This is a genomic window from Streptomyces sp. NPDC051104 (genome assembly GCF_040682835.1).
Classification (GTDB): domain Bacteria; phylum Actinomycetota; class Actinomycetes; order Streptomycetales; family Streptomycetaceae; genus Streptomyces; species Streptomyces cynarae.
In genome coordinates this window covers 80519-92666 of the sequence record NZ_JBFBBS010000018.1, presented here as the reverse complement: position 1 = coordinate 92666, position 12148 = coordinate 80519, and the positions used below count along the sequence as shown (strand labels likewise).

The window sequence follows — 12148 nt, the reverse complement described above, 5'->3', positions numbered from 1 at the left end:
CCCTGTGTCGCGTCCCGTGTTCGCCCTGCCGCCCTGGCTCGCCCACGCCCTGCGCGCCCAGCGCGGTCCCGTGCCCTGGAGCGCCGTCGCGCGGGGTGCGCTCGCCGCGGGGCCGCTACTGCTGGCCGCCCTGCTCGTCGGGCGTACGTCGGCCGGTGTCCTCGCCGCCCTCGGGGCCATGCTCGCCGGGATCAACGACCGGTCCGGCAGCCGACGGACCTCCGTGCAGCGGCTCGGGGCGCCCGCGCTCGCGGGGGCCGGTGGGCTGCTCGCCGGGACGTATGCCGGGCAGCACACCGAAGCCGTCCTCCTCACTCTCGTGCTCACCGGCCTCGGACTCGTCGCCGGAGCCGTCAGCGCGGTAGGGCCCGTCGCCTCCGGGGCCGGTACGCAGCTGCTCGTCGGCGCGGCCATCGGTGCCGGGATGCCGCTGCCCGAGAGCGGCTGGCAGCGGGCCCTCGCCTTCCTCGCCGGCGCCGGCTGGCTGCTGGCGCTGCGCCTGGTGCTGCCCACGCCCGGCGCGACCACCGGCGACTACCGCTTCGACGGGGAACGCGACGCCGTCGCCGGGGTGTACGACGCCATCGCCGACCTGCTCCTCGCCACCGGCACCCCGGACGCCACCGCGCGGAGGGCGGCCCTGACCGCCGCCCTCGACCACGCCCAGGACGCCCTCGCCGGGCCCCGGCTGCGGCGGTACGCGTCCTCCTCCGCCGAACGGCGCCTGCGCGCGCAGTACGCCGCCGCTCTCCCTCTCGCCGAGGCCGCCACCGCGCTCGCCTGGGCCGGGGACGCCGTTCCCGCGCGGGCAGCGCAGGGGCCGCGCCGCCTCGCAGCCGCCGTGCGTGGCAACACGCACACCGGACCGTTGCCCGCGCCGACCCGCAACGCCCCCGCGCTGCGCGCCCTCGACGACGCCCTCCTGCACGCCGCCGACACCTTCGACCGGGGCGGCGACGGACACGGCCTGCACGCCCGGCGCCGTACCGCCGCCTCCGTGCTGCGCACCGTCCTGGGCGCCGGGGGACGCGAGTACGGACTCCGCGTCGCCCTCAGCTTCGGCGCCGGCGCCGCCATCGCGCAGGCCCTGCATCGCACCCACTGGTACGGGCACCACACCCACTGGTACTGGCTGCCCGCCACCGCCGTCTTCCTCGTCAAGCCCGACCTCGGGCCGCTGGTCTCCCGTGTGCTGTGCCGGGCGGCCGGGACGGTGCTGGGTGCCGTCGTCTTCGCCGCCCTCGCCGCCGTCGTGCCCCGGCCCGCGGGGCTCGTCACGATCGTCGCGCTGTGCGGCGCGCTCATCCCGGTCGCCACGAGGCACTTCGCCGCGCAGACCGCCGTCGTCACCGTCCTCGTCCTCGCCCTGGTCATGGTCGGCGGCGAGTCGCAGGCATCCTGGAGCCGCATCGGGGAGACGCTGCTGGCCTGCGGGATCGTGCTGCTCGTCGGGCATCTGCCGACGCCGGGGCAGCGCGGCGGCACCGTACGGGCCCGGCTGGTACGCGCGGTGGACGCCGCACACGCCTACCTCGCGCACGTCCTGACCCGGGAGGACGACCGCGCCGGGCGCTGGGCGCTGCGCCGCGAGGCCTACCGTGCGCTCGCCGAGGCCCGCCTCGCGATCGACCTCGCCGCCGCCGAGCACCCCGCCCTCGCCCGCCACACCGAGGGCATGGACGAGGTGGCCGCCACGCTCGAACGACTTGTCGACACCACCACAGCCTGTGCCGTGCACCTCGATGACAGCGGACGCCTCACGCCCCGGCACCGCCAACGGCTCGCCGAATTGCTCGACGAACTCGCCGAGCGCCGCGCGCATGCCAGACTGGGCACGGAGGAGACCCCGCGGCTGCCCCTGGCGGTGTAGCGCAAGCCGTCACGGCTTCCAGGGGGACTATCTGACACCCGGCACCCGGCACCCGGCAGCGCCGCGGTCGCGGCCGTGGCATCCCCGTGGTCGTGGCCGTCGCGCGGAAGGTCCCGAGCCTCCGGCAAATCAGGCTGTTCCGATGAATTCGCCCTGATTTCGCATTGACCGCGTGTCAAATGCGTCTCAGTAGCGTCACTTAACGCGCCGTTCACCCAAGGGCATGCGTTTAACTCTAGGAGTCGACCGTGATCGGCTCGCCGAGACACGGCGTTGCAAGGAGGTGCAGGGTGAACGGGCGAACAGTGCTGGCGCGCTTTCCCGCCGGCGGGCCGCGGGGCTCGTGGCCGGCGGAGGAGTTCGCGCAGGCGCGGCGCCTGGAGGGGCAGGCCGCGGAGGTCGTGATGGACCTCATGACGGATGCGTTCCTGGTGGTCGTGCGGGGGGCCGACGCCGCCGAGTGACCGCCGCACCGGTCGGGTCGGCAGGGGCGCGTACGCGCGCGGTCGTGGGCGGCACGCCGCAGTCCTCAAGGACACGCCTCAATCGTCAGTGGCGCGCCTGCAACCGTCAGTGGCGCGCCTGCAATCGTCAGTGGCGCGCCTGCAACCGTCAGGGGCGTCCTGCGTGTATCCGCTAGGCACGCGTGCGTGCTCATGCCGTTTCGCGCGCGGCCCCCTGTCATGGGGCGGCCGTACGGTCACGCGCTGATCGGGCGTGCCCACGCCGGAGGGGTGCCCGTGACCCGGCACAGCGCCAGATACAGGGGGATCGGCGGGGTGTACGGCACGCTGTCGTCCGCGCGGCGGATGAGCTCGGGGACGCTCTCCGCGTCCGGGACGAGCGCGCCGTGGGCGTAGCGGGCGGGTGCCGGCCAGTCCAGGGCGACATCGGAGTCGGACGGCACGATCCACCACCAGTCGGCCCGGTCGGCGTACACACAGCCCAGCCGCGGCAGTCTGGGCAGCACCAGGGGCCCGTAGCGGGCGGGCACGGCCACCGCGTCGCAGCCGAGCGGGACGGTCATGCCGTCGGGCAGAGGGAGCCGGCTGGACGCCGCTCCGGGCGCCCGCCGCGCCCGGTCGAGACGGGCCAGCGAGTCCAGGGTCAGGACCCGGGTGACTCCATGGCCCGCGGTATGCGCCCCCCTCACACCCATGCGGTCCCCGTCCCCAGGAACGGCTCCGCCTCGGAACCCCGACCGTCCGCGGGGAGCCGCTTGGCACTCCAGCCGACATCGAAGCGCGCACCACCGTCCGCGGGCGGCTTCTTGGCGTTCCAACCCGGGTCGGACCGCTCCATTGCGCTTTCCCTGCTGGGATCGGGCCGCGTCGCCTCCTCCTGCGCCCGAGGCCTGTCGCCGGAACACGACAGGTCCCGGGACGGCTGCGTCGGGCGGGGGAGTCGGGCGGGCGCCGACTGGTCGGCCTCGCGTGCCACCTCCGCCCAGACCAGCAGCCCGGGCCCCGCCTCCTGGGCTCCCCAGGCGCGGCACAGAGCCGCGACGAGAAGCAATCCCCTCCCGTGCTCCTCCTCGGGGCGCTGCCGCCCGGGCCGCGGCTCGCCGGGGGCGCAACCCTCGTCGCGCACGGCTATGCGCAGCAGGTCGTCTTCGTCGTGCAGTTCACATACGACGTGCTCCCCGGCGGTGTGCACGATCGCGTTGGTCACCAGTTCGGAGACGACCAGTGCGGCAGTGTCGCACGTGTCTTCGCACACCGCCCAGTCGGCCAGCCGAGCACGCGTCAGCTGCCGGGCCCGCGCCACGGAGGCCGGGTGTGCGGCCAGCTCGAAGCGGAACCGGCGTTCGGCGGCCGCGCCGGGGCGCAGCCCTGAGGCGCCACCCAGGCCGGACCGGTCTGCGGGGGCGTCTGTTCCTAACGACGCGGGCGGAAGCACGCTTGCCACTATCGCCGTGACATGAACACTTGGCAAGGGTCACTCTGAAAATTGCAGAGTGCTGTGTGACTCCGAGAAGGGGCGTGGCACACTGCTCGCAACGACACGCCGAACGACGCCAGTTGGGATCTGGGGTACGGACGTCAGAGTCCGGGGCCCGCGTCGAAAGTCCGTGAGCCGTAATCGAACGTGTGTAGGCGGCGGTGCGGAAAGAGTTCGAACGGTGCCGCCTGGGCAGTCAGCGCCACAAGGACGGGAGGAGGTGCGAGGTGAGCGAGCCGCGCTCGGCGCCGACGGTCGGTCAGGTGGTCCTCGGCCGACGCCTGCTGCACCTGCGTGAACGTGCGGGCCTCAAGCGGGAGGAAGCCGCGCGCATCCTGCGTGTCGCACCCGCCACCGTCCGCCGTATGGAGACCGCCGAGGTCGCCCTCAAAATCCCCTACCTCCAACTCCTGCTGAGGGCATACGGGGTGAGCGACGAGGAGGCCGAGGTCTTCGTCCAACTGGCCGAGGAGGCCAACCGCCCGGGCTGGTGGCAGCGGTTTCACGACATTCTTCCGGGCTGGTTCTCGATGTACGTCAGCCTGGAGGGTGCGGCCGCGCTCATCCGCCAGTACGAGCCCCATTTCGTACCCGGCCTCATGCAGACCGAGGAGTACGCCCGAGGCGTCCTGAAGTCGGGCGCCATCGGGCAGACCAGACCCGAGGACATCGAGCGTCACGTGGCGTTGCGCATGCAGCGTCAGGAACTGCTCACGCGCGACGACGCGCCCCGTATCTGGGCCGTGATGGACGAGACCGCGCTGCGCCGCCCCGTCGGCGGTCCCGCGGCCATGCGAGACCAGGTCGAACGGCTGCTGGAGGTCACGCGACTGCCCCATGTGACGTTGCAGGTGCTGGAGTTCTCCTCGGGCCCGCACCCAGGCACCTACGGGCCATTCGTCCTGTTCCGGTTCGCCATGTCAGAACTGCCGGACATGGTCTACAGCGAGTACCTGACCGGAGCCGTCTACCTGGACGCGCGAACCGAGGTGGCGACCCACCTCGAGGTCATGGACCGCATGGCGGCCCAGGCCGCCCCTGCACAACGCACGAAGGAGATCCTCGAGGGTCTCCGCAAGGAGCTGTGAATGGACCGCATCACGCCGCGCAAACGCGTCTACAACGGCATGCCGGCCCGTGAACTGGGCAGCGAGGGCTGGCACAAGCCGTGGAGCGGAGGCAACGGCGGCAACTGCCTGGAGGCGATGAAGCTCCCCGACGGCCGGATCGCCGTCCGCCAGTCCACGGACCCGGACGGGCCCGCGCTGATCTACACCTCCGACGAGATGACCGCGTTCATCGAGGGGGCCAAGGCAGGGGAGGCGGACTTCCTGCTGTCATAACCACCTTGTTGCCCCCCATGTTGTCATCCGCATCACTAACTTGGCGTTCAGTTGACCACTGAGTTCCCCAGACACTTACGGAGTTCCTCATGACCGGGCAGGACCCCGCCCAGGACGCCGTCGTCATCGATACGAGCAAGCCGCACCCCGCGCGCATGTACGACTGGTACCTCGGCGGGAAGGACAACTACCCCGTCGACGAGGAGATGGGCCGGCAGATGCTCGCCCTCGACCCGAGGGTGCCGGTGATGGCACGCGTCAACCGCGCGTTCATGCACCGCGCCACACGCTGGCTGGCCCACAACGGCGTGCGGCAGTTCCTGGACATCGGCACCGGCATCCCGACCGAACCGAACCTGCACCAGATAGCCCAGCGGATCACGCCCGAGGCGCGCGTCGTCTACTGCGACAACGACCCGATCGTGCTGGCCCACGCGGCTGCCCTGCTGCGCAGCACGCCCGAGGGCGCGACCGAGTACCTGCAGGCCGACGTGCGGGACCCCGCGGCCCTCGTCGACGGAGCCAGGAAGGTCCTGGACTTCTCCCGGCCCGTGGCGCTGTCCCTCGTCGCGCTGCTGCACTTCGTCGCCGACGAGGACGGCGCCCACGACCTGGTCGGCCGCCTGCTGTCCGAACTGCCTTCCGGCAGTTACCTGGTGATGACCCACGCCACCGCCGACTTCACACCGGAGGAGTCGGCGGCGGCCACGGAGAAGCTCAAGGCGGCCGGGGTCACGCTGGCGCTCCGCTCCCGCGCGGAGTTCGCCCACTTCTTCGACGGCCTCGACCTCGTCGACCCCGGCGTCGAGGTGGTCCACAAATGGCACCCGGAACTCGGCGAACCGGTCCGTGGCCAGGACGACGGGGTCATTCCGGGGTATGGGGCGGTGGGGCGCAAGGGATAGCCCGGCGGCAGGGCCGGGGCACGTCGTGCGCGGCGCAGCGGTGCCACAGCGGCCGCGACCGGTGGGCACGCGGCGGGTCCATCGCCGGGTCCATCGCCGGGTCCACGCCGGGTCCCGCCTGGCTCACGCCGTCATCGGGCGGTCGTACGGCCCGATCGGTGCCGGCAGGCGTGACGTCCCGCCGGACAGCCGCCGGTCCACCGCCGCCGCCACGGCCCGCCCCTCCGCGATCGCCCACACGATCAGTGACTGCCCGCGCGACGCGTCCCCGGCGGCGTACACGCCCGGGACGCTCGTCTCGAAGTCCTCGTTCCGCGCGATCGTGCCGCGAGCGTCGAGTGCGAGTCCGAGCTGCTCGATGATCCCGTCCTTCCGGTCGGGCCCCGAGAACCCCAGCGCGAGCAGCACGAGGTCGGCGGGCAGCGTCCGATCCGAGCCCGGCAGCGGTCGGCGCCGCTCGTCGACCTCGACCAGGTGCAGCTCCCGAACGTGCCCGTCCGCGTCTCCCGTGAAGCGGAGCGTGGACGCCGCGAACAGCCGCGCGTCCGCGTCCGCCGCCGGAGCCGTACGCAGATCGCGCGCCTCCTCGTGCGCCGCGGACAACCGGTAGATCTTCGGATACGTCGGCCATGGCTCGGCGTCCTGGTTCCGTTCCGGCTCCGGCTGCGGATAGATGTCGAGCTGGGTGACGGACGCGGCCCGTTCGCGCACCGCCGTCCCCAGACAGTCCGCCCCGGTGTCCCCACCTCCCACGATCACCACATGCTTCCCGGCCGCCGACAGCGGCGAGACCTCCAGATCCCCCTCGCACACCCGGTCCGCCAGCGGCAGATACTCCATGGCCTGATGGATTCCGGCCAACTCGCGTCCAGGTACGTCCAGTTCACGCCATGCCGTCGCGCCGGTCGCGATCACCACGGCGTCGTACCGCGACCGCAGCTCCGCCGCCCCGATGTCCTTCCCTATGACCGTGGACGTACGGAACTTCGTTCCCTCCGCGCGCATCTGCTCCAGTCGGCGGTCCAAATGCCGCTTCTCCATCTTGAACGCCGGTATCCCGTATCGCAGCAGCCCCCCGATCCGGTCCGCCCGCTCGTAGACAGCCACGGTGTGACCGGCCCGGGTGAGCTGCTGGGCCGCGGCAAGGCCCGCGGGCCCGGATCCGACGACCGCGACGGTGCGCCCCGACAGCCGCTCCGGCGGGCGCGGTGGTGCGAACCCCTCCTCCCAGGCCCGGTCGGCGATGGCCACCTCCACGTTCTTGATGGTGACCGCGGGCTGGTTGATGGCGAGCACGCAGCCCGCTTCGCAGGGAGCCGGGCACAACCGCCCCGTGAACTCGGGGAAGTTGTTGGTGGCATGCAGCCGGTCGCTCGCCGCCCGCCAGTCCTCGCGGGAGACGAGGTCGTTCCACTCGGGAATCAGGTTTCCGAGCGGGCAGGCGTCGTGGCAGAACGGGATCCCGCAGTCCATGCACCGGTTCGCCTGCCGGCTGATGATCGGCAGCAGCGCACCGGGGACGTACACCTCGTTCCAGTCCCGCACCCGTTCCTCGACCGGCCTGCGGGGCCATTCCTCGCGGGGTGTGGTCATAAAACCCTTGGGATCGGCCATCGCCGTCCCCCTTGCGTCCATACTGGATCGTCTCGTGCCACGATACGACTCCAGGGTCCCGTGCGCGCCCTGCCCATCGGGGCTGCGCGACGGCTGACGCCTCAGGTGAGGGCCAGTACGTACGACACCGCGGCGCCGGCCGTGGCGACCGCGGCGACCGCCCGGACGTGGTTCACTTTCCCCGGAACCCGGACGGCCCCGGATCACGCTGCCTGCCGAAGACTCCACTCCCGCAGCACCGCCTCCACACGTGCCGCGATGCGCCGTCGCGCCTCGGGCCGCGCCACGCCGTCCATCAGCAGCTGGTCGTACGGCGTCTCCAGGTGCCGTACGGACGCCCGCACCGCCGCCGTGACCGCCTCCGGTGACAGGGCCCGTCCCGCCGCGCTGCGCCCCACCCGCCCACTGCCGCGCACTGACGCATGCCCCGCGATCGCCCGGGCTCGCTCGGCCGAACATCCGGGAAACAGTCGCCGGATCTCCGCTGCGAACGCCTCCGCGAACCGCGCGTCCTCCTCCGCACGCCGCCGCGCGTCCCGCGCCCGCCGCCTGCGCCGCGCCTCCGCGTCCGCCAGGCACCGGTCCTCGGCCAGGGCGAGCGCAGCCTCCTCGACGAGCACACCCTGGCGCTCGTACCGGCCGCGGCGCCGGTTGAACCGCACCACCACCGCCGACAGGCCGCTCGCCTCCCGCGCCCGCCGGGTCAGCGCCGTATCATCCCGCGGCAGGAACACCAGATGCCCGAGATCCGCGCACTCCAGGCACCACGGCGTCCCCTCCTCCAAGACCAGCAACGGCAACGGTCCCCTCCGGCACTCGGCACAGTGTCGCCGCTTGACCGGCTGGAAGACCAGAAGTGCGCCGCATGGCGAGGGAGTTGGGGTCGGTGCCATATCCGTCTCCTTCCCCGTCCATCCGGACGCCGACCGCAACGGGCGCCGCTCGTCCTCTGGCCTTCTCCCGTCCGGTTCCTCGGGTGACGACGGCCCCCGCCCCGCTTCAGCGCTCCGCTCCCGGCCGAGCGCGGTACCGCCCGCCTGGGACAAGCCGTGAAGTGGGTTTGCCGGCGTGGCGCGGCATCATGGGCCCTGTGCGACTCGAAGCGATCACCTGGGAACGGCTCGGCGACACCCTCGCCGACCGGCTGCTCGACCTGAAGCCGGGCGACGGCAGCCTCTGGCGGCGCATCGCCTTCGACGGAGCCCCGGCCGCGCGCCCCGGTGACCTCGCCCAGCGCGTGTCCGACGCCCTGCGCATACGTGGCCGCCCCTCGCTCGTCGTCGGTGCGGAGGGCTTTCTGAGGCCCGCGTCGGTCCGCCTCGAGCACGGTCATCGGGACCTGGACTCCTACTATGACGGCTGGCTCGACACCGGCGCCCTGTGGCGCGAGGTCTTCGGCCCCCTCGAGCCCGGCGGTGACGGACGCGTCCTGCCCGACCTCTGGGACCCGGTCACCGACCGCGCGACCCGCAGTCCCTACGTCCACCTTCCGCCGGGTGGCCTGCTGCTGCTCCACGGCCCCCTCCTCCTTCGGCACTGGTTCCCCTCGGACCTGACCGTCCACGTGCTCCTCTCACCGGGCGCGCTGCGCCGCCGTACGCCCGAGCCGGAACACTGGACCCTGCCCGCGTTCGCGCGCTACGAGGCGGAGACGGACCCCGGCGCCGTCGCCGACGTGCTGATCCGCGCGGACGATCCCCGCCACCCGGCCTGGAACGGCTGAACCCACCCGGTGGCGTAAGCCGCCTCCGTGCCGCCTCCGAGGCGCTCCCGCCGTCCGGTGGTTCCAGGTGCGTTGGCCCGAAGGCCCGGCGAGAATTGAAGTGCGCCGGGACCTGCGGTGCGTCCCGTGCCGCGCCGGCCGTCCGGCCCCGGGAGGTACCCATGACCACCGCCGGAGACATCATGCACCGTGGTGCCCAGTGGATCCCCGCCCACGAGACGCTGGACCGCGCCGCCCAGCTGATGCGCGAACTCAACGTCGGTGCCCTGCCCATCAGCGACGATAACGAGCGGCTCTGCGGCATCCTCACCGATCGCGACATCGTCGTCGGCTGCGTGGCCATGGGCCACGACCCCTCGCGCGTGACCGCGGGCGACCTGGCCAAGGGCACGCCGCGCTGGATCGACGCGGACGCCGATGTCGGCGACGTGCTCCACGAGATGGAGGAGCACCAGATCCGCCGGCTTCCCGTCATCCACAACAAGCGCCTCGTCGGCATGATCAGCGAGTCCGACCTCGCCGAGCACCTGACGGACGATCAGCTCGCCACCTGGGTCGAGAGCGTCTACGCGAGGACGGCCTCGCGTTGACCCGGCAACCCGCCGGGAGCCGCGCCGGGGTCACAGCCAGTCGTTGCGCTTGAACCCTCGGTACAGCACCACACAGGCCACCGCTATCACGACGAGGACCAGCGGGTAGCCGAATTTCCAGTGCAGCTCCGGCATGTACGCGAAGTTCATGCCGTAGACCCCGGTGCCCATGGTGGGCACCGCGATCAGCGCGGCCCAGGCCGTGATCTTCCGCATGTCCTCGTTCTGCGCGACGCTCACCTGGGCGAGATGCGCCTGCAGGATCGAGTTGAGCAACTCGTCGAACGCGGCTATCTGCTCGGTGGCGCGCAGCAGATGGTCGGAGACGTCCCGGAAGTACGCCTGTATCTCCGGGTCGATCACCCGGATCGGCCGGGTGGCCAACTCCTGGATGGGACGGCCCAACGGTGCCACCGCACGTTTCAACTCGAGAAGTTCACGCTTGAGCTGGTAGATGCGTCCCGGATCCAGCCGCGCGCCGTTCTCCGTGAACACGCCCGTCTCGACCTGGTCGATGTCCTCCTGCACCGCGTCCGTGACGTTGAGGTAGTCGTCCACCACATGGTCAGCGACCGCGTGCAGCACCGCGGCCGGCCCCTTCGCGAGCTGCTGGGGATTGGCCTCCAGTTCCTCGCGCAGCGGGCCGAGCGAACCGTGCCGGCCGTGCCGCACCGTGATGACGAAGGCGGGGCCGATGAACACCATGATCTCGCCGGTGTTCACCACCTCGCTCGTCGCCGTCAACTCCTTGTGCTCGACGTAGCAGACGGTCTTGAACACCGCGAACAGCGTGTCCCCGTACCGCTCGAGCTTCGGACGCTGATGCGCTTCCACAGCGTCCTCGACCGCCAGCGGGTGCAGGTCGAAGAGCTCGGCGATGCCCGCGATTTCCTGGTCCGTCGGCTCGTGCAGTCCCAGCCAGACGAAACCGTCGTCGCTCTTGCGGACCCGCTCCACGGCCTCGACGAGATCGCCGACTCCGGGAACGCGCACGCCGTCCTGGTAGGTCACGCAGTTGACCACCGCGGAGCCCAGCGGCGAACGGGCGGGGTGGCTCAGATCGACGCGCGCACGGCGCCGCCCCAACCGTGCCACCTTGCGGAGGCCGCCGACCCTGCCCAGACTCGTGACCTTACGCAGATTCCCTGCCATGGACATCTGGATCTCCTTGAGTGGATCTCCTCGCGCCGCACTCTGCGCCGTCGCGGAGCCAGTCTGCCAGTCCGCCGTGATCGCCGGAGAAGCCTGTGGAAATGGAACATTCCGCTTTGGCGCGTGGGCTGTCCGCCGCTCTGGGCGGGCCAGGGAGGCGCTACGGAGCGTCGCCTCGCACGGACCGGCGCGCCCACTGCGATGATCTCCGCATGACGCACAACGACGGGTACCTTCTCGACAACCGGCAGACCGAGGCCGGCCGGCGGTTCGAGGCGTTGTCCGCCCTCTTCGACCCCGCGACCTTCCGCCACCTCGAGGGGTTCGGCATCGGACTCGGCTGGCGGTGCTGGGAGGTCGGCGCCGGCGGCACCTCCGTGATCTCCTGGCTCGCCAGGAAGGTCGGACCGACCGGGCAGGTCGTCGCGACCGACATCGACACCTCGTGGGCGGCCCAGGCCGCGCAGCCTCCGATCGAGGTCCGCACTCACGACGTGGGCACGGAAGAACCTCCCGGCGAGGACTTCGACCTCGTGCACGCCCGGCTTGTCCTCGTACATGTCCCGGACAGGGACAGGGCCTTGCACTCCATGATCAAGGCGCTCCGCCCCGGCGGACGCCTTCTGATCGAGGACGCGGACCCGGCGCTGCAGCCCCTGAGCTGCCCGGACGAGTACGGCCCCGAGCAGCGGCTCGCCAACCGCCTGCGCGAGGGCTTCCGTACGCTGCTCGCCGAGCGTGGCGCCGACCTCTCCTACGGCCGTGGACTCCCGCGCCTGCTGCGGGAGGCGGGTCTCAGCCGGGTCGAGGCCGACGCCTACTTCCCTCTCACCTCTCCGGCCTGTGCGGCGCTCGAATCCGCGACGATCCGGCAGATCCGCGACCAGCTCGTCTCCGCGGGCCTCGCCACGGACGAGGACATCGACCGTCACCTGGCCAACGTCGGCTCCGGCACGATGGACCTGGCGACCGCTCCGATGATCTCGGCGTGGGGCCGCAAGGAGTAAGGG

At 71.9% G+C, this 12148-nt stretch carries 13 protein-coding genes; 8 read left to right on the top strand and 5 right to left on the bottom strand.

Going from position 1 to position 12148, the window contains the following annotated elements; all coding sequences use genetic code 11:
• The first annotated feature begins 4 nt into the window (after window positions 1–4).
• Both AB0N14_RS23925 and AB0N14_RS23920 read left to right on the top strand, forming a co-directional pair.
• Window positions 5–1870, top strand: a complete 1866-nt coding sequence (locus AB0N14_RS23925) for an FUSC family protein (protein WP_366027741.1) — start codon at window positions 5–7, stop codon at window positions 1868–1870.
• Window positions 1871–2160: 290 nt separating this feature from the next.
• Window positions 2161–2334, top strand: coding sequence for a hypothetical protein (locus AB0N14_RS23920; protein WP_366027740.1), 174 nt, complete (start codon window positions 2161–2163; stop codon window positions 2332–2334).
• A gap of 236 nt (window positions 2335–2570) precedes the next feature.
• Here AB0N14_RS23920 and AB0N14_RS23915 read toward each other — a convergent pair whose 3' ends face one another.
• Both AB0N14_RS23915 and AB0N14_RS23910 read right to left on the bottom strand, forming a co-directional pair.
• A complete protein-coding gene (locus tag AB0N14_RS23915) occupies window positions 2571–3029 on the bottom strand; it encodes a hypothetical protein (protein ID WP_366027739.1) in 459 nt (152 codons plus the stop codon).
• The gene (locus tag AB0N14_RS23910; RefSeq protein WP_366027738.1) at window positions 3020–3769 is read right to left on the bottom strand and encodes an ATP-binding protein; all 750 of its coding nucleotides are present in this window, start codon (window positions 3767–3769) and stop codon (window positions 3020–3022) included. Before AB0N14_RS23910 ends, AB0N14_RS23915 begins: the two co-directional genes overlap by 10 nt.
• Window positions 3770–4038: 269 nt before the next feature.
• Between AB0N14_RS23910 and AB0N14_RS23905 the strand changes: the two genes are divergently transcribed.
• The 3 genes from AB0N14_RS23905 to AB0N14_RS23895 all read left to right on the top strand — a co-directional run bounded on the left by AB0N14_RS23905 (window position 4039) and on the right by AB0N14_RS23895 (window position 6059).
• A complete protein-coding gene (locus AB0N14_RS23905) occupies window positions 4039–4899 on the top strand; it encodes a helix-turn-helix transcriptional regulator (RefSeq protein ID WP_366027737.1) in 861 nt (286 codons plus the stop codon).
• Complete coding sequence (locus AB0N14_RS23900; protein ID WP_103839625.1) at window positions 4900–5154, top strand: DUF397 domain-containing protein; 255 nt, start codon at window positions 4900–4902, stop codon at window positions 5152–5154.
• An 89-nt stretch (window positions 5155–5243) separates the two neighbouring features.
• Window positions 5244–6059, top strand: a complete 816-nt coding sequence (locus tag AB0N14_RS23895; RefSeq protein ID WP_366027736.1) for an SAM-dependent methyltransferase — start codon at window positions 5244–5246, stop codon at window positions 6057–6059.
• A gap of 123 nt (window positions 6060–6182) precedes the next feature.
• Here the strand turns inward: AB0N14_RS23895 and AB0N14_RS23890 are convergent, their stop codons facing one another.
• Window positions 6183–7673, bottom strand: a complete 1491-nt coding sequence (locus tag AB0N14_RS23890; RefSeq protein WP_366027735.1) for a glutamate synthase subunit beta — start codon at window positions 7671–7673, stop codon at window positions 6183–6185.
• 203 nt (window positions 7674–7876) lie between these two features.
• Window positions 7877–8566, bottom strand: coding sequence for a DUF2293 domain-containing protein (locus tag AB0N14_RS23885; RefSeq protein ID WP_366027734.1), 690 nt, complete (start codon window positions 8564–8566; stop codon window positions 7877–7879).
• Window positions 8567–8754: 188 nt separating this feature from the next.
• On the opposite strand from AB0N14_RS23885, the gene AB0N14_RS23880 reads away from it, so the two are divergent.
• Both AB0N14_RS23880 and AB0N14_RS23875 read left to right on the top strand, forming a co-directional pair.
• Entirely contained in the window at window positions 8755–9396 is a 642-nt protein-coding gene (locus AB0N14_RS23880; protein ID WP_366027733.1) for a uridine kinase, read from the top strand.
• 161 nt (window positions 9397–9557) lie between these two features.
• Entirely contained in the window at window positions 9558–9986 is a 429-nt protein-coding gene (locus tag AB0N14_RS23875; RefSeq protein WP_366027732.1) for a CBS domain-containing protein, read from the top strand.
• 30 nt (window positions 9987–10016) lie between these two features.
• Here the strand turns inward: AB0N14_RS23875 and AB0N14_RS23870 are convergent, their stop codons facing one another.
• Window positions 10017–11144, bottom strand: coding sequence for a magnesium and cobalt transport protein CorA (locus AB0N14_RS23870; protein WP_366027731.1), 1128 nt, complete (start codon window positions 11142–11144; stop codon window positions 10017–10019).
• 206 nt (window positions 11145–11350) lie between these two features.
• On the opposite strand from AB0N14_RS23870, the gene AB0N14_RS23865 reads away from it, so the two are divergent.
• Window positions 11351–12145 carry a methyltransferase domain-containing protein gene (locus tag AB0N14_RS23865; protein ID WP_366027730.1) on the top strand — a complete coding sequence of 265 codons (795 nt, stop codon included), beginning with the start codon at window positions 11351–11353 and terminating at the stop codon, window positions 12143–12145.
• The last annotated feature ends 3 nt before the right edge of the window (window positions 12146–12148 follow it).

Bases quoted from the DNA above. Each gene is read 5' to 3' on its own strand.
- AB0N14_RS23915 (WP_366027739.1), bottom strand. From the start codon at position 3,029: ATGGGTGTGAGGGGGGCGCATACCGCGGGCCATGGAGTCACCCGGGTC.
- AB0N14_RS23900 (WP_103839625.1), top strand. From the start codon at position 4,900: ATGGACCGCATCACGCCGCGCAAACGCGTCTACAACGGCATGCCGGCC.
- AB0N14_RS23895 (WP_366027736.1), top strand. From the start codon at position 5,244: ATGACCGGGCAGGACCCCGCCCAGGACGCCGTCGTCATCGATACGAGC.
- AB0N14_RS23890 (WP_366027735.1), bottom strand. From the start codon at position 7,673: ATGGCCGATCCCAAGGGTTTTATGACCACACCCCGCGAGGAATGGCCC.
- AB0N14_RS23885 (WP_366027734.1), bottom strand. From the start codon at position 8,566: ATGGCACCGACCCCAACTCCCTCGCCATGCGGCGCACTTCTGGTCTTC.
- AB0N14_RS23880 (WP_366027733.1), top strand. From the start codon at position 8,755: ATGGGCCCTGTGCGACTCGAAGCGATCACCTGGGAACGGCTCGGCGAC.
- AB0N14_RS23875 (WP_366027732.1), top strand. From the start codon at position 9,558: ATGACCACCGCCGGAGACATCATGCACCGTGGTGCCCAGTGGATCCCC.
- AB0N14_RS23870 (WP_366027731.1), bottom strand. From the start codon at position 11,144: ATGTCCATGGCAGGGAATCTGCGTAAGGTCACGAGTCTGGGCAGGGTC.
- AB0N14_RS23865 (WP_366027730.1), top strand. From the start codon at position 11,351: ATGACGCACAACGACGGGTACCTTCTCGACAACCGGCAGACCGAGGCC.